This window comes from Pseudomonas sp. R2-7-07, from assembly GCF_003852355.1.
In the GTDB taxonomy this organism is placed as follows: domain Bacteria; phylum Pseudomonadota; class Gammaproteobacteria; order Pseudomonadales; family Pseudomonadaceae; genus Aquipseudomonas.
In genome coordinates this window covers 5781361-5799132 of the sequence record NZ_CP027759.1, presented here as the reverse complement: position 1 = coordinate 5799132, position 17772 = coordinate 5781361, and the positions used below count along the sequence as shown (strand labels likewise).

The 17772-nt window shown below is 57.4% G+C and carries 18 protein-coding genes; 15 read left to right on the top strand and 3 right to left on the bottom strand.

The features are described 5' to 3' along the window. Window positions 1–582 precede the first annotated feature (582 nt). The 5 genes from rpmH (at window position 583) to mnmE (ending at window position 4511) form a co-directional block, all read left to right on the top strand. Complete coding sequence (gene rpmH, locus C4J86_RS26775; protein ID WP_003213577.1) at window positions 583–717, top strand: 50S ribosomal protein L34; 135 nt, start codon at window positions 583–585, stop codon at window positions 715–717. Window positions 718–730: 13 nt separating this feature from the next. Next, window positions 731–1138: a ribonuclease P protein component gene (gene rnpA / locus C4J86_RS26770; protein WP_372238030.1), complete on the top strand. Its 408-nt coding sequence runs from the start codon at window positions 731–733 to the stop codon at window positions 1136–1138. Continuing rightward, complete coding sequence (yidD, locus tag C4J86_RS26765; protein ID WP_010207715.1) at window positions 1131–1376, top strand: membrane protein insertion efficiency factor YidD; 246 nt, start codon at window positions 1131–1133, stop codon at window positions 1374–1376. The genes rnpA and yidD overlap by 8 nt, the downstream gene beginning before the upstream one ends. 2 nt (window positions 1377–1378) lie before the next feature. Continuing rightward, window positions 1379–3061, top strand: a complete 1683-nt coding sequence (gene yidC, locus C4J86_RS26760; RefSeq protein WP_124365081.1) for a membrane protein insertase YidC — start codon at window positions 1379–1381, stop codon at window positions 3059–3061. Window positions 3062–3140: 79 nt separating this feature from the next. Then, window positions 3141–4511, top strand: coding sequence for a tRNA uridine-5-carboxymethylaminomethyl(34) synthesis GTPase MnmE (gene mnmE / locus C4J86_RS26755; RefSeq protein ID WP_124372361.1), 1371 nt, complete (start codon window positions 3141–3143; stop codon window positions 4509–4511). Window positions 4512–4519: 8 nt separating this feature from the next. On the opposite strand, the gene C4J86_RS26750 is transcribed toward mnmE, so the two are convergent. The 3 genes from C4J86_RS26750 to C4J86_RS26740 form a co-directional block, all read right to left on the bottom strand. After that, on the bottom strand, window positions 4520–6952 hold the full coding sequence (locus tag C4J86_RS26750; protein WP_124372360.1) for a TonB-dependent siderophore receptor: 2433 nt from the start codon (window positions 6950–6952) through the stop codon (window positions 4520–4522). 91 nt (window positions 6953–7043) lie between these two features. Next, window positions 7044–7988, bottom strand: a complete 945-nt coding sequence (locus tag C4J86_RS26745; RefSeq protein WP_124372359.1) for a FecR domain-containing protein — start codon at window positions 7986–7988, stop codon at window positions 7044–7046. Next, a complete protein-coding gene (locus C4J86_RS26740) occupies window positions 7988–8494 on the bottom strand; it encodes a sigma-70 family RNA polymerase sigma factor (RefSeq protein ID WP_124365077.1) in 507 nt (168 codons plus the stop codon). The genes C4J86_RS26745 and C4J86_RS26740 overlap by 1 nt, the downstream gene beginning before the upstream one ends. 519 nt (window positions 8495–9013) lie before the next feature. Between C4J86_RS26740 and mnmG the strand changes: the two genes are divergently transcribed. The 10 genes from mnmG to atpA all read left to right on the top strand — a co-directional run bounded on the left by mnmG (window position 9014) and on the right by atpA (window position 17732). Beyond that, on the top strand, window positions 9014–10906 hold the full coding sequence (gene mnmG, locus C4J86_RS26735) for a tRNA uridine-5-carboxymethylaminomethyl(34) synthesis enzyme MnmG (RefSeq protein ID WP_124372358.1): 1893 nt from the start codon (window positions 9014–9016) through the stop codon (window positions 10904–10906). Next, window positions 10903–11547 carry a 16S rRNA (guanine(527)-N(7))-methyltransferase RsmG gene (gene rsmG / locus C4J86_RS26730; protein ID WP_124372357.1) on the top strand — a complete coding sequence of 215 codons (645 nt, stop codon included), beginning with the start codon at window positions 10903–10905 and terminating at the stop codon, window positions 11545–11547. The genes mnmG and rsmG overlap by 4 nt, the downstream gene beginning before the upstream one ends. Window positions 11548–11565: 18 nt before the next feature. After that, window positions 11566–12363: a ParA family protein gene (locus C4J86_RS26725; protein WP_057725767.1), complete on the top strand. Its 798-nt coding sequence runs from the start codon at window positions 11566–11568 to the stop codon at window positions 12361–12363. Window positions 12364–12372: 9 nt separating this feature from the next. Further along, the gene (locus C4J86_RS26720; RefSeq protein ID WP_124365074.1) at window positions 12373–13245 is read left to right on the top strand and encodes a ParB/RepB/Spo0J family partition protein; all 873 of its coding nucleotides are present in this window, start codon (window positions 12373–12375) and stop codon (window positions 13243–13245) included. Window positions 13246–13405: 160 nt separating this feature from the next. Next, on the top strand, window positions 13406–13813 hold the full coding sequence (locus tag C4J86_RS26715; protein WP_043048220.1) for a F0F1 ATP synthase subunit I: 408 nt from the start codon (window positions 13406–13408) through the stop codon (window positions 13811–13813). Between the two features lie 16 nt (window positions 13814–13829). Next, window positions 13830–14699 (top strand): F0F1 ATP synthase subunit A, encoded by an 870-nt coding sequence (atpB, locus tag C4J86_RS26710; protein WP_057725770.1) that lies wholly within the window; start codon window positions 13830–13832, stop codon window positions 14697–14699. A 133-nt stretch (window positions 14700–14832) separates the two neighbouring features. Beyond that, complete coding sequence (atpE, locus tag C4J86_RS26705) at window positions 14833–15090, top strand: F0F1 ATP synthase subunit C (RefSeq protein ID WP_002555987.1); 258 nt, start codon at window positions 14833–14835, stop codon at window positions 15088–15090. 56 nt (window positions 15091–15146) lie between these two features. Further along, complete coding sequence (locus tag C4J86_RS26700) at window positions 15147–15617, top strand: F0F1 ATP synthase subunit B (protein ID WP_010565867.1); 471 nt, start codon at window positions 15147–15149, stop codon at window positions 15615–15617. Window positions 15618–15629: 12 nt separating this feature from the next. Then, window positions 15630–16166: a F0F1 ATP synthase subunit delta gene (locus tag C4J86_RS26695; protein WP_015886646.1), complete on the top strand. Its 537-nt coding sequence runs from the start codon at window positions 15630–15632 to the stop codon at window positions 16164–16166. A 21-nt stretch (window positions 16167–16187) separates the two neighbouring features. After that, window positions 16188–17732, top strand: coding sequence for a F0F1 ATP synthase subunit alpha (gene atpA / locus C4J86_RS26690; protein ID WP_003177064.1), 1545 nt, complete (start codon window positions 16188–16190; stop codon window positions 17730–17732). The last annotated feature ends 40 nt before the right edge of the window (window positions 17733–17772 follow it).

Sequence of the window (17772 nt, the reverse complement as noted above, 5' to 3'; positions counted from 1 at the left end):
GGATATCCCCTAAGTTGAAAGCCGGTGAGGCAAAAACAACCGCCATTGTAGCGACCAGCCGCCCACTTATCCACATGAAGGTTGCGCACAGGCCATCCAAAATCAACGTCTTATCCTGGAAAAAGGCGACCGGCGGTCTGTGAATAAGCTCTGTGGATAACCGCCCTTGAGCTCGTTGCACAACTGGGGTCGAAAGTCTGTGGGTAACTGGCCTGTGGATAACAAGCCATTCCACACACAGCTTATCCGACAGCGCAGCACAGGCAGAGCACCGTTTCTCCCCCGTGTTGTCATTCTCTGTACATCAGGTGGAATAAGGCCTAAAGACAGTTATCCACAGCAGATCGCCCCCCTAGCTTTTATAAGCTTTACAGAAAAGCTTTAAATAACTTCCTTCTTTATTTTTATATCTATGCCGCTCATGGAAGAGAAGCGGACAGAAAGGCTGACGTGGCCGTCAGAGAACTAATTAAAGGAAAAGCTGGTTGGAAATTGACCTAGAGGCTTGCTTTCTCTAGAATCGCCGGTCTCTTAAAACGGGGGCCATTCCGGCCCGTTGTGGACGAACCAGGTAACAACGCCATGAAACGTACTTTCCAACCAAGCACCATCAAACGCGCCCGTACTCACGGCTTCCGTGCTCGCATGGCTACCAAGAACGGCCGTGCTGTCCTGTCGCGTCGCCGCGCCAAAGGTCGTGCGCGTCTGGCAGTTTGATAATCCGGTACTGGTGGTGAGTCAGGACTTCAGTCGGGAAAAGCGTCTGCTAACCCCCCGGCATTTCAAGGCAGTCTTTGACTCCCCCACCGGCAAGGTTCCGGGGAAAAATCTCCTGCTCCTTGCGCGTAACAACGATCTTGATCACCCCCGTCTCGGGTTGGTGATCGGCAAGAAGAGCGTAAAGCTCTCCGTTGAGCGCAATCGCCTCAAGCGTCTGATGCGCGAATCGTTTCGCCTCCACCAGGACACTCTGGTTGGTTGGGATATTGTTATCGTCGCGCGCAAAGGCTTGGGGGATGTAGAAAACCCCGAATTGATTCAGCATTTCGGCAAGCTCTGGAAACGTCTGGCGCGTACCCACAAACCAGCACCAGCAGTCAGCACCGAAACTGTAGGGGTAGACAGTACCGATGCGTAAACTGGCCCTCGTTCCGATCCAGTTTTATCGCTATGCCATTAGTCCTCTGATGGCCAGCCACTGTCGTTTCTACCCCAGTTGTTCCTGCTACGCGTTAGAGGCCATAGAAAATCATGGTCTTCTGCGCGGTGGCTGGCTGACCTTTCGTCGTTTAGGTCGCTGTCATCCGTGGAATCCCGGTGGTTATGACCCGGTTCCGCCTATCCCTACCTCCCGTTCCTCTTCGATGGCCGAGTAATCATGGATATTAAACGCACGATCCTGATCGTCGCCCTGGCAATCGTGTCCTACGTCATGGTCCTGAAATGGAACCAAGACTATGGCCAGGCTGCCCTGCCGACTCAGAATGTTGCTACCAATCAGGCTGCGCCGGCTATTCCGGACACCCCGCTGGGTAACAATGCGTCCGCGAGTGCCGATGTTCCCAGCGCGAATGGCGAGACAAGTGCCCCGTTAGAAACGCCAGTGGTCACCAACAAAGACCTCATCCACGTGAAAACGGATGTGCTCGACCTGGCTATCGACCCGCAGGGCGGTGATATCGCACAGCTGAAGCTGCCGCTTTATCCACGTCGCCAGGACCACCCGGATGTTCCGTTCCAGCTGTTCGATAACGGCGGTGAACGTACCTATCTGGCGCAAAGCGGCCTGACCGGCACCAATGGTCCGGATGCGCGTGCTACCGGTCGTCCGATTTATTCGACCGAGCAGAAAAGCTATCAACTGGCTGATGGCCAGAACCAGCTGAACGTCGACCTGAAATTCAGCCTCGACGGCGTCAATTACATCAAGCGTTTCAGCTTCACGCGTGGTTTGTACGATCTGAAGGTCACTTACCTGATCGACAACACCAGCGACAAAGCCTGGAGCGGCAACCTGTTTGCCCAGCTCAAGCGTGACGCCAGCTCCGATCCTTCCTCCAGCACCGCCACCGGCACTGCGACTTACCTAGGCGCTGCCCTGTGGACAAGTAACGAGCCGTACAAAAAAGTGTCGATGAAAGACATCGACAAGGGCGCGCTGAAGGAAACCGTTCAAGGTGGCTGGGTAGCCTGGCTGCAGCACTACTTCGTGACCGCATGGATCCCGAACAAGGGTGACGCGAACCTGGTTCAAACCCGCAAGGACAGCCAGGGCAACTACATCATTGGCTTTACTGGCCCGGCGTTGACCGTCGCACCCGGCGCCAAGGCTGAAACCAGTGCCACCCTGTACGCCGGCCCGAAAAGCCAGGCCGTGCTGAAAGAGTTGTCCCCAGGTCTGGAACTGACTGTGGATTACGGCTTCCTCTGGTTCATTGCCCAGCCGATTTTCTGGCTGCTGCAACATATCCACAGCATTGTGGGTAATTGGGGTTTCTCGATCATTTTCCTGACCATGCTGATCAAGGGGATCTTCTTCCCGCTGTCAGCCGCCAGCTACAAGTCGATGGCGCGCATGCGTGCCGTGGCGCCGAAGCTGGCTGCGCTGAAAGAGCAGCATGGTGACGACCGGCAGAAAATGTCGCAGGCCATGATGGAGCTGTACAAGAAAGAGAAGATCAACCCGTTGGGTGGTTGCTTGCCGATTCTGGTGCAGATGCCGGTATTCCTGTCGCTTTACTGGGTACTCCTGGAAAGCGTGGAAATGCGCCAGGCGCCGTTCATGTTGTGGATAACTGACCTGTCGATCAAAGACCCGTTCTTTATCCTGCCGATCATCATGGGCGCGACCATGTTTATCCAGCAGCGCCTGAACCCGACTCCGCCGGATCCGATGCAGGCCAAGGTGATGAAAATGATGCCAATCATCTTCACCTTCTTCTTCCTGTGGTTCCCGGCAGGTCTGGTGCTGTACTGGGTAGTCAACAACGTGTTGTCGATCTCCCAACAGTGGTACATCACACGTAAAATCGAAGCGGCTACCAAAAAAGCCGAGGCGTAATTTACTCTGTGGATAACCACTCAAGACGCCCCCTAGTGGGGCGTTTTGCTTTCTGCCACTTTAATTCTGGAACCTGCTGATGAGCGCTCCTCGTGAAACCATCGCTGCTGTCGCAACCGCTCAAGGTCGCGGCGGCGTCGGTATCGTTCGAATTTCCGGGCCGCTCGCAGGCGTGGCCGCCAAGGCGATCAGTGGGCGCGAGTTGAAGCCGCGGTATGCCCATTACGGCCCGTTTCTGGATGTGGACCAAAGCGTGCTGGATGAGGGCCTGGCGCTGTATTTCCCAGGACCCAACTCCTTCACCGGCGAAGATGTACTGGAACTGCAGGGACACGGTGGCCCGGTCGTATTGGATATGTTGCTGCAGCGCTGCCTGCAGTTGGGCTGCCGCCTGGCCCGTCCGGGGGAGTTCAGCGAGCGCGCGTTCCTTAACGACAAACTCGACCTGGCCCAGGCCGAAGCCATTGCTGACCTGATCGAGGCCAGTTCTGCACAGGCTGCGCGCAACGCATTGCGTTCGTTGCAGGGGGCTTTTTCGCTGCGTGTGCATAACTTGACTGAGCAGTTGATCAGCCTGCGCATCTATGTCGAAGCGGCCATTGATTTCCCTGAAGAGGAAATTGACTTCTTGGCCGATGGCCACGTCCTGTCGATGCTGGATAAAGTCCGCGAGGAGTTATCCACAGTGTTGCGCGAAGCCGGGCAGGGCGCATTGCTGCGTGACGGCATGACCGTGGTGATCGCGGGTCGTCCCAACGCCGGCAAATCCAGCCTGCTGAATGCTCTGGCGGGGCGCGAGGCGGCCATCGTCACCGAAATTGCCGGTACCACTCGGGATATCCTGCGCGAACATATCCACATAGATGGCATGCCGTTGCACGTGGTCGATACGGCCGGATTGCGCGATACCGACGACCAGGTGGAAAAAATCGGCGTAGAACGCGCGCTCAAAGCCATCGGCGAAGCAGATCGAGTTTTATTGGTGGTGGATGCGACGGCCCCCGAGGCCGTGGATCCTTTTGCATTGTGGCCGGAATTCCTCGAGCAACGGCCAGACCCGGCCAAAGTCACCTTGATCCGTAACAAGGCCGACTTGACCGGTGAGGCCATTGCGATGCAAACCAGCGACGATGGCCATGTGACTATCAGCCTCAGTGCCAAATCGGCAGGGGATGGCCTGGAGTTGCTCCGTGACCATCTCAAGGCGTGCATGGGCTATGAGCAGACCTCGGAGAGCAGCTTCAGTGCACGCCGCAGGCATCTGGAGGCGCTTCGCCATGCCAGCGCGGCGTTGGAGCACGGGCGAGCACAGCTGACCCTGGCGGGGGCAGGGGAGCTGCTGGCTGAGGATTTGCGTCAGGCGCAGCAGCTGTTGGGGGAGATTACCGGCGCGTTCAGTTCCGATGATTTGCTCGGGCGAATCTTTTCCAGCTTCTGTATCGGCAAATAGTCACGCGCTTACCAGTTGTAGGACACCGTACCCAGCAAGGTACGGCTGTCGCCCCAATAGCAGCGCCCCGCGTCGTTGCAACCGGCTACGTACTCCTTGTCGAACAGGTTCTTGGCGTTCACATCCACTGACCAGTGCGAATCGATCTGATACCCCACCGCTGCATCCACCAGCGTGACACTTCCAGCATCCAGCTTGCCGTACAGCGTAGGCGCCGTGTAGGAAAAGGTGCTGTCGAAATAACGCACGCCACCGCCCACAGACAGGCCTTTAAGGTGACCGTCGAGGAAGCGGTATTTGCTCCACACCGAAGCCTGGTTGCGCGGAACGCCGGTCATCTGATGCCCTTCTACCAAGGAAGCGGCGGAATCCTTGGTAATCCGTGCGTCAGTGTAGGTGTAGGCCGCAGTCACATTCAGGTTTGGCGTAAGGTCGCTGTTGATTTCAACTTCCACACCTTTGGCGCGGCTCTCACCTACCTGGCGATAGCTGTTGGTGGTGGCATCGAGGTAGGTGTCGTCCTGTTTGCGCAAGTCGTACACCGACAGGGTCATCGCCGTGTCCCAGCCGATCGGCTCGTACTTCACGCCCACTTCATATTGGCTGCTGGTGATCGGCTTCAACGGTGCGCCGGCGTTGGAGATCTGCTGCACTGGAACGAACGCGGTGGAATAGCTGACATACGGCGTCAGGCCGTTGTCGAACTGGTACATCACGCCACCCTGATAGGTGAACTTGCGGTCCTGGGTGCTGATGTTGCTGGCCTTGTTCACTTTGTCGCGGAAATCGCTGTCAACCCAGTCCTGCCGCCCACCGAGCAGGAACAGCCAGTGGTCGTACTTGCTCTGGATTTGTGCGTACACGCCTTTCATCTGCTGCTCGAGCAAGGTGTTCTGCACAGCGATCGGAGTGAGCGGGTCCCTCAGGTACACGGGGTTATACACATTGATAGTGCCGGCGAAACCGGCATCCCAATCCTGGTTGAACGAGGTGCGGTCGTAGCTGGCGCCGACCAACACAGTGTTTTCCAACCCGCCGACCTGGAATTTGCCTTCGAGCTGGTTATCCAGGGAATAGACCATGGATTTGTTGTAGCGGTCGTAGGCGGTCATGTTCAGTTGGGTGCCGAAGCCCCGGTTATTCAGCGCGCTCGGCCAGGTCTCATGGCGGTCGATACGTGACTGCATGTACCGCGAGTTCTGGCGGAACTGCCAATCGTCATTGAAGCTATGGCTGAACTCGTAGCCAGTGCTCCAGGCTTCACGCTCAAAGGTGTTCCAATCCGGGTCGCCAAGCATGGTGTGCTTGGACAGCTTACCGTTGGGATTAGTGAGTAAGGTGCCCGCAGCGGGTAGGCCAAGTTCCAGATTGGTGTGGTCTTTCTGGTAGTTGGCCAACAGGGTCAGGGTGTTGTAGTCATCAAAATTCAGGGTCAGGGACGGGGCGATGTAGATACGATCGTCCGGTACGTGGTCGGTCTGGGTATCGGATTTTCGGCCAAGCATCACCAGGCGACCGAGGACATTGTCACTGTCATTGAGCGGCCCGGAGATATCCACACCCACCTGACGCCGGTTGTTCGAGCCGTACCCCAATTGCACTTCGCCCTGGGGGTTGGCGGTCGGATGTTTGCTGACCAGGTTGACCAATCCGCCCGGCGCGTTTTCACCGTAGAGCAGCGAAGAAGGGCCGCGGAAAACCTCGACCCGCTCCAGGCCATAAGGCTCACTGGTTGTATCGTACCGATTGCCTTGCACACGTAGTCCATCCCTGAGCAGGCCGTAGCCGTAGTCCGTAGCGTTGAAGCCTCGAATGAAAAACAGGTCGCCCGCCAGCCCGTCGCCTGCGGCAAAAGGCGGCGCGAAGATACCGGGTACGTAACCGAGCACTTCGGTCAGTGTCTGTGATTTCTGATCCTTGATACGTTGCCCGGTCACCACCGATACCGAACGAGGCGTCTGCGACAGAGGCGTACTGGTCTTGGTGCCGATACGGCTGTTTTGCGCCTTGTAGCCGACATCCGGCGCAAGCCCCTGACCGAACCCATCCGTTTGATACGCGCTTACGGTCGTCGGTGCGAGGGTGAGCTGGCCGGTAGGTATTGCTTGCAAGCCATAGCTGCCAGGTGCCTGGGCGACGGCCTGCAACCCCGAGTTTTGCAACAGCAGCGCGAAACCTTGATCCACCGAATAATCGCCATCCAGACCGGAAGTGGTCAGACGCGAAGTCTGTTGAGGCGAGAACGACAGAATCACATTGGCCCTGGCGGCAAACTGACTCAGCGCACTGTCCAGTGGGCCGGCAGCGATGACGTAGTGTTGCGTCGCGCTGGCGGCCATGACCCCTGTGGATAACAACGTACCGCAGGAGGCGGCGAGCAGCAGGCCGTAGGTAAGGGCGCGGCAGGAAAGTCGCTGGCGTAGCGGGGTAGGAAGGCACATAAATGGGTAAGCCCTGAAGGTAGCGTCGTGATTACCTGAAGGGCCGCGCCAGATAAAAAAAAGATAACCCCCCTGTGGATTATTTTTTCAATCAACCGATTCGGTTGACTGACACCCAATAGCGCGTGAAGTACTTCACCTGAATCGGCAGGGTGGCCTGCAGGTTGGCCAGTACCGCGTCTGTCGAGTCCAGGCGGAACGCTCCGGAAACACGCAGGTCAGCGCAGACCTGGTCACACTGCATCAGGCCCGGCCGATAGCGCGCCAGTTCAGCAATGACATCGCCAAGTCTGGCGTCGAGCACGATCAATTGACCGTCGGTCCAAGCTGCTTGTGTGCGGCCATAGTGCTGGGTAGGCCTTATGGCATGTCGATCAAATTCCGCGCATTCACCCGCACCCAGCGTTCGGCTGCGGTCGGGCTGGTCGCCGGGGGACAGGTTGACCCGATCTTCCAGAACGCCCACCCGAGTGGAATCCGGGAACTGACGCACGGTAAATCGAGTGCCCAACGCCTGCACGCGACCGTGATGCGTCTCCACGTATAACGGCGGGTACCCGGCCCGCTTCCCGCTGTGGATAAGTACCTCACCCTCGCGCAGGCGGATCAAGCGTTGGCGCGCGTCGAACAGCACATCGATGGCCGTGTCGGTGTTGAGATCAACTTGAGTGCCATCGGCCAGTTCGATTCGCCGATGTTTACCCACAGGCGTTCGGTAGTCCGCCCATACGTTACCCAGGGATGTATGACGTTGAACATTCCAGCCCAGATACCCGGTACCGCCGAGTGCCAGCATCCACTTGAGCACTTGGCGGCGTTGTTGCGTGGTGGTCAAGGCGCGCCGCGTGAAGTCCTGGGGCAGGGCGCCGAGGCTGCGCTGCAACTGCTCCAGTTGGCTCCACGCCGCCTGATGGGAAGGGTCCCCGTTGAGCCATTGCTGCCAGGCTTGCCGTTCGGCGGGCGTCGGCGATTGCGCTTGAAACTGCACATACCAACTGGCTGCAGCCTCGAATGTCTTGCGATCAGGCGCGGGCATTACAGACTGGCCATGATCAGTGAACACTCGGTCAGCGCACGAATCATGTGTTTCTTCACCGTGGTCAATGACACCTGCAGATCATCGGCGATCTGTTGATAAGTCAGCCCTTCAATCTGCGACAGCATGAAGATTCGCCGTGCACGTTCCCCCAAACCGGCCAGCGCCTTGTCCACAGACACCAGGGTTTCAATGATGATTGCCTTGTCTTCTTCACTGATGGCGGTGGCTTCAGGGCGCTCGGCCAGGGTTTGTTTATATGCCTGCTCAATGGCGTGCCGGCGATAGCGATCAATCACCAGGCCTCTGGCGATGGTCGCCAGGTAATCCCGTGGTTCGAGGATCTGCACAGCGTCGCGCCCACCCAAGATACGCACGAACGTATCGTGGGCCACATCGGCCGCATCGCAGGCGTTATGCAGCTTGCCTTTGAGCCACCCATGCAACCACGAATGGTGTTGCTCGTAGATGTGCTGCACAGCTGTCGTGTGTGAAGGAGGAGACATAGGCGCGACAAGATAGGTTAATGATAATCGCTATTATTAACCGCCCTCGTGTTTTCCCACAATAGATGTCTTGAGGCCAAATCCTCGGTTGGAGCCAGCCGTTTCTGTGAGTTAAGCCCTGTGAATAACCGCCCTTGGGCCCAGTTGATAACCACGCCTGAAACCTGAGCAAAAACCCATCTGTGGATAACCATCACTTTAATCCACAGGCTTAAGTCACTTATCCAACCCCCTCATTGGCACATGACCACAACCTTTTGAAGCGCTGTACACAACGTAAATAAAGGTCTACAGAGATCTATCCACAGAAAGGGTGCTCAGTAGAAATAAACATAAAAACAAAGATTTAATATATTTCTCTCTTTTAATTTCTATTGTCCGTGCTTCATCCACAGCTGGTTAAATTTTGTGCAAAGGGTTCTTTAGGCAGGGCTAAGTCCCTATACTTGCCGCCAAAGCTCTAAAACTCTTTCAACAAACAATTCCTGATTACCTACATAAGCAGGCACGAGGTGCGTGGTGGATTTCCCTTCCCGTTTTGAAGTGATCGTCATCGGCGGCGGTCATGCCGGTACCGAGGCAGCACTGGCGTCAGCGCGCATGGGCGTAAAAACCCTGTTGCTGACGCATAACGTGGAAACCCTCGGCGCCATGAGTTGCAACCCTGCCATCGGTGGCATCGGCAAAAGCCATCTGGTCAAGGAAATCGATGCCCTTGGCGGCGTGATGGCGACGGCTACCGACAAAGGTGGTATTCAATTTCGCGTGCTGAACAGCCGCAAAGGCCCGGCCGTACGTGCTACCCGGGCACAAGCCGACCGCATTCTGTACAAGGCAGCGGTACGTGAAACCCTGGAAAACCAGCCGAACCTGTGGATATTTCAACAGGCAGCGGACGACCTGATCGTCGAGCAGGACCAGGTACGCGGCGTTGTCACCCAAATGGGCCTGCGTTTCTTCGCAGAATCCGTGGTGTTGACCACCGGTACCTTCCTCGGCGGGCTTATCCACATTGGCATGCAGAACTATTCCGGTGGGCGCGCCGGCGATCCGCCGTCGATTGCCCTGGCAAACCGTCTGCGTGAATTGCCGCTGCGTGTCGGCCGCTTGAAAACCGGGACCCCGCCGCGAATCGACGGGCGTTCTGTGGATTTTTCGGTGATGACCGAACAAGCCGGTGATACACCGATACCAGTCATGTCGTTCATGGGTTCCAAGGCACAGCATCCGAAACAAGTCAGTTGCTGGATCACCCACACCAATGCCCGTACCCACGAAATCATTGCCGCGAACCTCGACCGTTCGCCGATGTACTCCGGGGTGATCGAAGGGATCGGCCCGCGTTATTGCCCGTCGATCGAAGACAAGATCCACCGCTTTGCCGACAAGGAAAGCCACCAGGTCTTCATCGAGCCCGAAGGCTTGACCACCCACGAGCTGTACCCGAACGGGATTTCCACTTCCCTGCCGTTCGACGTACAAATCCAGATCGTGCAATCGATTCGCGGCATGGAAAACGCCCACATCGTTCGCCCTGGCTACGCCATCGAGTACGACTACTTCGATCCGCGTGACCTGAAATACAGCCTGGAAACCAAAGTGATCGGCGGTCTGTTCTTCGCCGGGCAAATCAACGGCACTACCGGTTACGAAGAAGCCGGCGCCCAGGGTTTGCTGGCCGGCACCAACGCTGCATTGCGTGCCCAGGGCAAAGACAGCTGGTGCCCGCGTCGCGATGAAGCGTACATCGGCGTATTGGTCGACGACCTGATCACCCTGGGAACCCAGGAACCGTACCGGATGTTCACGTCCAGGGCGGAATATCGCCTGATCCTGCGCGAAGACAATGCCGATCTGCGCCTGACCGAAAAAGGTCGCGAGCTGGGTTTGGTCGATGACGCACGCTGGGCGGCGTTTTGCAAAAAACGCGAGAGCATCACCCTCGAAGAGCAGCGCCTGAAAAGCACCTGGGTCCGCCCCGGCACTGAACAGGGCGATGCGATCGCCGAAAAATTCGGCACGCCGCTGACTCATGAATACAACTTGCTGAACCTGCTATCGCGTCCGGAGATAGATTACGCTGGCCTGGTCGAAGTGACCGGTGGCGGCGCAGACGATCCGCAGGTTGCAGAGCAGGTGGAAATCAAAACCAAGTATGCCGGTTACATTGACCGCCAGCAGGACGAGATCGCTCGTCTGCGCGCCAGTGAAAACACCAAGTTGCCTGTGGATATCGACTACACCGGGATTTCCGGGCTGTCGAAGGAAATTCAAAGCAAGCTGGGGATAACTCGGCCGGAGACGCTCGGCCAGGCTTCGCGCATACCTGGCGTGACGCCGGCGGCGATTTCACTGTTGATGATTCATTTGAAAAAACGCGGCGCGGGCCGCCAGTTGGAGCAAAGCGCTTGAGTTCGTTGGTCACCTCGCAACACGCCGAAGAGTTATCCACAGGTGCGCGCCAATTGGGCATAGACCTGAGCGAAGCCCAGCACGCGTTGCTGATGGGCTACCTGGCCCTGTTGATCAAATGGAACAAGGCCTACAACCTGACTGCGGTGCGTAATCCGGACGAGATGGTCTCGCGCCATTTGCTCGACAGCTTGAGCGTGATGCCGTTTATCGAAAACGGTCGCTGGTTGGACGTCGGTAGCGGCGGCGGCATGCCTGGCATTCCGCTGGCCATCCTGTTTCCGGAGTCACAGGTCACCTGCCTGGACAGCAACGGCAAGAAAACCCGCTTCCTGACCCAGGTCAAACTCGAACTCAAGCTGGACAACCTGCAGGTTATCCACAGTCGCGTCGAAGCCTTTACGCCTGAGCAGCCCTTCAACGGAATTGTTTCCCGGGCGTTCAGCAGCATGGAGAACTTCAGCAACTGGACTCGCCACCTGGGCGACCGCGACACCCGCTGGCTGGCAATGAAGGGCGTCCATCCAAGCGACGAGCTGTTAGCATTGCCGGCAGACTTCCACCTCGATAGCGAACACGCCTTGGCCGTACCCGGTTGCCAAGGCCAACGCCATCTGCTGATACTGCGCCGCACGGCATGATTGGGAACACAAGCAAGAATGGCTAAGGTATTCGCGATAGCGAACCAGAAAGGTGGCGTGGGCAAAACCACCACCTGCATCAACCTCGCAGCATCCCTGGTCGCGACCAAGCGCCGGGTGCTGTTGATCGATCTCGATCCACAGGGCAACGCCACCATGGGTAGCGGTGTGGATAAACACGGCCTGGAAAACTCGGTCTACGACTTGCTGATCGGCGAGTGCGACCTGGGCCAGGCCATGCACTATTCCGAGCATGGCGGTTATCAACTGCTGCCGGCCAACCGCGACCTGACTGCGGCGGAAGTGGTGCTGCTGGAAATGCAGATGAAGGAAAGCCGTCTGCGCAGCGCCCTGGCGCCGATCCGGGAGAACTACGACTACATCCTGATCGACTGCCCGCCGTCGCTGTCGATGCTCACGCTCAACGCCCTGGTGGCTGCGGATGGGGTGATTATCCCCATGCAATGCGAGTACTTCGCGCTCGAAGGCCTGAGCGACCTTGTGGATAACATCAAGCGTATCGCCGAATTGCTCAACCCGAACCTGAAAGTCGAAGGCCTGCTGCGGACCATGTACGACCCGCGCCTGAGCCTGATGAACGATGTGTCGGCGCAGCTCAAGGAACATTTCGGCGACCAGCTCTACGACACGGTGATTCCACGCAACATTCGCCTGGCCGAAGCGCCAAGCTACGGCATGCCGGCGCTGGCCTACGACAAATCATCCCGTGGCGCCATTGCCTACCTGGCGCTGGCCGGCGAGATGGTGCGTCGCCAACGTCGCAATTCACGCACCGCTGCAGCCCAGCCAACTTAAGGAATCCCCATGGCCGTCAAAAAACGAGGTCTCGGACGTGGACTGGATGCACTCCTGAGTGGTCCGACCGTCACTTCGCTGGAAGAGCAAGCGGTGCAGGCCGACGAACGTGAGCTGCAGCACTTGCCTCTGGACCTGATCCAGCGCGGCAAATATCAGCCGCGCCGGGACATGGACCCGCAGGCGCTGGAAGAGCTGGCCAACTCGATCAAGGCCCAGGGCGTGATGCAGCCGATCGTGGTGCGCCCCATTGGCAGTGGCCGCTTTGAAATCATCGCCGGCGAACGTCGCTGGCGCGCCAGCCAGCAGGCAGGCAAGGAAACCATCCCGGCGATGGTGCGCGACGTACCGGATGAAACGGCCATCGCCATGGCATTGATCGAAAACATCCAGCGTGAAGACCTCAACCCGATCGAGGAAGCCATCGCGTTGCAGCGTTTGCAGCACGAATTCCAGCTGACCCAGCAACAAGTGGCCGATGCGGTGGGTAAATCCCGCGTGACTGTGTCCAACCTGCTGCGTTTGATCGCGCTGCCGGAAGTCATCAAAACCATGTTGTCCCACGGCGACCTGGAAATGGGTCACGCCCGTGCTTTGCTCGGTTTGCCGGAAAATCAACAGGTTGAAGGGGCGCGTCACGTTGTCGCACGCGGGCTTACCGTTCGTCAGACCGAAGCGTTGGTTCGCCAATGGTTGAGCGGCAAACCTGCACCGGTCGAAACGGCCAAACCTGATCCGGATATCGCGCGCCTCGAGCAGCGCCTGGCCGAACGGCTAGGCTCTGCGGTGCAAATTCGCCACGGCAAGAAAGGTAAAGGGCAATTGGTTATCGGATATAACTCCCTCGACGAGCTTCAAGGTGTCCTTGCCCACATCCGTTGAAACATTCGCTGAAACAATTGCTCATGTAGCGCGTGATCGGAAATCACTACCCGGCAGTTGAATAGGGGCAGAACCGCCCCTATACTCTGCGCGCATTTTGTCGGCACAAAGTATGCCAAGTTATTGATTTCCGGCAGCCGACCATTGAGGAGCAAGAGTGATGGAAACCCGCACGCCAAACACGTTGCCGTTCCATCGCTTGGCCGTTTTTCCGGTTCTATTGGCTCAACTTGTCATTTTGCTGATCGCCGCATTGGCGCTTTGGTACTGGCATGGAGTCGTAGCCGGATATTCAGGACTCTGCGGAGGCCTGATAGCCTTGCTGCCCAATATGTATTTTGCTCACAGGGCCTTTCGGTTTTCCGGCGCCCGAGCAGCCCAGGCTATCGTCCGGTCTTTTTATGCCGGCGAGGCGGGGAAACTGATTTTGACGGCAGTGCTGTTTGCACTGACCTTTGCAGGTGTGAAGCCATTGGCGCCGCTGGCTGTATTTGGCGTCTTCGTGTTGACCCAATTGGTCAGCTGGTTCGCTCCCCTGCTAATGAAAACAAGACTTTCGAAACCTTAGGGCGTTTGAGGCAACCATGGCAGAAACAACCGCTTCGGGCTATATCCAGCACCACTTGCAGAACCTGACCTTCGGTCAGCTTCCCAACGGCGGCTGGGGCTTTGCTCACACCGCAGCAGAGGCCAAGGAAATGGGCTTCTGGGCTTTCCACCTGGATACTCTGGGCTGGTCGGTCGCATTGGGCCTGATCTTCGTCCTGATTTTCCGCATGGCGGCAAAAAAGGCGACTTCCGGTCAGCCAGGTGCTTTGCAGAACTTCGTTGAAGTATTGGTCGAATTCGTCGATGGCAGCGTGAAAGACAGCTTCCATGGCCGTAGCCCGGTGATTGCACCGTTGGCACTGACCATCTTCGTCTGGGTGTTCCTGATGAACGCCGTCGACCTGATCCCGGTGGACTGGATTCCTCAGTTGGCCATCCTGATCTCCGGCGACGCGCACATTCCATTCCGTGCCGTATCGACCACAGACCCGAACGCTACCCTGGGCATGGCCCTGTCGGTATTCGCGTTGATTATTTTCTACAGCATCAAGGTCAAGGGCATCGGCGGTTTCATCGGCGAGCTGACCCTGCACCCGTTCGGCAGCAAGAACATCTTCGTTCAAGCCCTGCTGATCCCGGTGAACTTCCTGCTGGAATTCGTGACCCTGGTCGCCAAGCCGATTTCCCTGGCCTTGCGACTGTTCGGCAACATGTATGCCGGCGAGCTGGTGTTCATTCTGATCGCTGTGATGTTCGGCAGCGGTCTGCTCTGGCTTAGCGGCCTGGGCATCGTTCTGCAGTGGGCGTGGGCTGTGTTCCACATCCTGATCATCACCCTGCAGGCCTTCATCTTCATGATGCTGACCATCGTCTACCTGTCGATGGCGCACGAAGAGAACCATTAAGGCCAGTCTCGACTAGTCTGATGTCCTTCCCGGTGAAACGGGAAGGTGGCCCTCCAGGGCTATGAAACGATTTGTTTTACCGCTTTAAAATCTAAAAAACCTAAACCATACGACGTAAAAGTCGGGAGGAAAGATGGAAACTGTAGTTGGTCTAACCGCTATCGCTGTTGCACTGTTGATCGGCCTGGGCGCCCTGGGTACTGCCATTGGTTTCGGCCTGCTGGGCGGCAAATTCCTGGAAGGCGCAGCGCGTCAGCCAGAAATGGTTCCAATGCTGCAAGTTAAAATGTTCATCGTTGCCGGCCTGCTCGACGCCGTAACCATGATCGGCGTTGGTATCGCCCTGTTCTTCACCTTCGCGAACCCCTTCGTTGGTCAACTCGCTGGCTAATCACTCGACGTTTCGAGTGATTAGGGTGATGGACAACGAATGAGCGAGGTGTTGGCGTGAACATTAATGCAACCCTGATTGGCCAATCCGTTGCGTTCTTCATTTTTGTAGTGTTTTGCATGAAGTTCGTGTGGCCTCCGGTCATCGCGGCTTTGCACGAACGTCAGAAGAAGATCGCGGATGGTTTGGACGCTGCCAGCCGTGCAGCTCGCGACCTGGAGTTGGCCCAAGAGAAAGTGGGTCTTCAACTGCGCGAAGCTAAAGCACAGGCAGCCGAGATCATTGAGCAAGCCAAGAAGCGCGGTAACCAGATCGTCGAAGAGGCTGTTGAAAAAGCCCGCGTCGAAGCTGACCGTGTCAAGGCTTCGGCTCATGCCGAGATCGAACAGGAACTGAACGGCGTCAAAGACGCGCTGCGTGCCCAACTGGGTGCTCTGGCGGTCGGCGGTGCCGAGAAGATCCTCGGTGCCACAATCGATCAAAACGCGCACGCGGAGCTGGTTAACAAACTGGCTGCTGAAATTTAAGCGAGGGCGATCATGGCAGAACTGACCACGTTGGCCCGACCTTACGCTAAGGCAGCCTTCGAGCACGCCCAGGCCCACCAGCAGCTGGCCTCTTGGTCAGCCATGCTCGGCCTGGCTGCAGCAGTGTCGCAAGACGACACCATGCAGCGCGTGCTCAAGGCCCCGCGCCTGACGAGCGCAGACAAGGCCGCCACTTTTATTGAAGTGTGCGGCGACAAGTTTGATGTGAAGGTGCAGAACTTCATCCACGTCGTTGCCGAAAACGACCGTCTCCCGCTATTGCCGGAGATCGCCGCTCTGTTCGACCTGTACAAGGCCGAAGCAGAGAAGTCGGTAGACGTTGAAGTGACCAGTGCTTTTGCATTGAACCAAGAACAGCAAGACAAACTCGCCAAGGTTCTCAGTGCACGACTCAATCGGGAAGTGCGCCTGCAAGCTTCGGAGGACGCATCCCTGATTGGTGGTGTCGTTATCCGTGCCGGCGACCTGGTTATCGATGGCTCGATTCGCGGCAAAATCGCGAAACTTGCCGAAGCATTGAAATCTTGAGTTTGAAGGGGCAGCAGAGCAATGCAGCAACTCAATCCTTCCGAAATAAGTGAAATTATCAAGGGCCGCATCGACAAGCTCGATGTGACCTCCCAAGCCCGTAACGAAGGCACTGTCGTCAGCGTATCTGACGGCATCGTGCGGATTCACGGTCTGGCCGACGTTATGTACGGCGAGATGATCGAGTTTCCGGGCGGCGTCTACGGTATGGCCCTCAACCTGGAGCAAGACTCCGTAGGTGCCGTTGTATTGGGCGCGTACACCAGTCTGGCCGAAGGCATGAGCGCCAAGTGCACAGGCCGCATCCTGGAAGTTCCGGTAGGTAAGGAACTGCTGGGCCGCGTCGTCGACGCACTGGGTAACCCTGTTGACGGTAAAGGTCCACTGGGCAACACCGAGACCGACGCGGTCGAGAAAGTTGCTCCAGGCGTGATCTGGCGTAAGTCGGTAGACCAGCCTGTACAGACTGGCTACAAGGCTGTCGATGCCATGATTCCGGTCGGCCGTGGCCAGCGTGAGCTGATCATCGGTGACCGTCAGATCGGTAAAACCGCTCTGGCGATCGACGCGATCATCAACCAGAAGAACAGCGGCATTTTCTGCGTCTACGTAGCGATCGGTCAGAAGCAATCGACCATCGCCAACGTGGTTCGCAAGCTGGAAGAAAACGGCGCCCTGGCCAACACGATCATCGTGGCTGCCAGTGCTTCGGAATCTCCTGCGCTGCAATTCCTGGCACCGTACTCCGGTTGCACCATGGGTGAATTCTTCCGCGACCGCGGTGAAGACGCACTGATCGTTTATGACGATCTGTCCAAGCAAGCAGTGGCTTACCGCCAGATTTCCCTGCTGCTGCGCCGTCCACCAGGCCGTGAAGCCTACCCAGGCGACGTGTTCTATCTCCACTCCCGTCTGCTGGAGCGCGCATCCCGCGTTTCCGAAGAGTACGTAGAGAAGTTCACCAACGGCGCAGTGACCGGCAAAACCGGTTCCCTGACCGCACTGCCGATCATCGAAACCCAGGCTGGCGACGTTTCCGCGTTCGTTCCGACCAACGTGATTTCCATCACCGACGGTCAGATCTTCCTGGAATCGGCCATGTTCAACTCAGGCATCCGTCCTGCAGTGAACGCCGGTGTTTCGGTATCCCGTGTGGGTGGTGCCGCTCAGACCAAGATCATCAAGAAGCTCTCCGGTGGTATCCGTACCGCTCTGGCTCAGTACCGTGAACTGGCGGCATTCGCCCAGTTCGCGTCTGACCTGGACGAAGCGACCCGTAAGCAACTTGAGCATGGTCAGCGCGTTACCGAGCTGATGAAGCAGAAGCAATACGCCCCGATGTCGATCGCTGACATGGCGTTGTCGCTGTATGCCGCTGAGCGTGGGTTCCTGACCGACGTTGAAATCGCCAAGGTCGGCAGCTTTGAACAAGCGCTGATTGCTTACTTCAACCGCGATCACGCCGAATTGATGGCGAAGATCAACGTGAAGGGTGACTTCAATGACGATATCGACGCTGGCATGAAAGCCGGTATCGAGAAGTTCAAGGCCACCCAAACCTGGTAAGCCGCAGCGGGAGCCGCAAGGCTCCCGCTTGCTAACCTGA

What these genes read in the sequence shown, in the direction of transcription:
- rpmH (WP_003213577.1), top strand. Translation starts at nt 583, where the DNA reads ATGAAACGTACTTTCCAACCAAGCACCATCAAACGCGCCCGTACTCAC.
- yidD (WP_010207715.1), top strand. Translation starts at nt 1,131, where the DNA reads ATGCGTAAACTGGCCCTCGTTCCGATCCAGTTTTATCGCTATGCCATT.
- yidC (WP_124365081.1), top strand. Translation starts at nt 1,379, where the DNA reads ATGGATATTAAACGCACGATCCTGATCGTCGCCCTGGCAATCGTGTCC.
- mnmE (WP_124372361.1), top strand. Translation starts at nt 3,141, where the DNA reads ATGAGCGCTCCTCGTGAAACCATCGCTGCTGTCGCAACCGCTCAAGGT.
- C4J86_RS26750 (WP_124372360.1), bottom strand. Translation starts at nt 6,952, where the DNA reads ATGTGCCTTCCTACCCCGCTACGCCAGCGACTTTCCTGCCGCGCCCTT.
- C4J86_RS26745 (WP_124372359.1), bottom strand. Translation starts at nt 7,988, where the DNA reads ATGCCCGCGCCTGATCGCAAGACATTCGAGGCTGCAGCCAGTTGGTAT.
- C4J86_RS26740 (WP_124365077.1), bottom strand. Translation starts at nt 8,494, where the DNA reads ATGTCTCCTCCTTCACACACGACAGCTGTGCAGCACATCTACGAGCAA.
- C4J86_RS26725 (WP_057725767.1), top strand. Translation starts at nt 11,566, where the DNA reads ATGGCTAAGGTATTCGCGATAGCGAACCAGAAAGGTGGCGTGGGCAAA.
- C4J86_RS26720 (WP_124365074.1), top strand. Translation starts at nt 12,373, where the DNA reads ATGGCCGTCAAAAAACGAGGTCTCGGACGTGGACTGGATGCACTCCTG.
- C4J86_RS26715 (WP_043048220.1), top strand. Translation starts at nt 13,406, where the DNA reads ATGGAAACCCGCACGCCAAACACGTTGCCGTTCCATCGCTTGGCCGTT.
- atpB (WP_057725770.1), top strand. Translation starts at nt 13,830, where the DNA reads ATGGCAGAAACAACCGCTTCGGGCTATATCCAGCACCACTTGCAGAAC.
- atpE (WP_002555987.1), top strand. Translation starts at nt 14,833, where the DNA reads ATGGAAACTGTAGTTGGTCTAACCGCTATCGCTGTTGCACTGTTGATC.
- C4J86_RS26695 (WP_015886646.1), top strand. Translation starts at nt 15,630, where the DNA reads ATGGCAGAACTGACCACGTTGGCCCGACCTTACGCTAAGGCAGCCTTC.
- atpA (WP_003177064.1), top strand. Translation starts at nt 16,188, where the DNA reads ATGCAGCAACTCAATCCTTCCGAAATAAGTGAAATTATCAAGGGCCGC.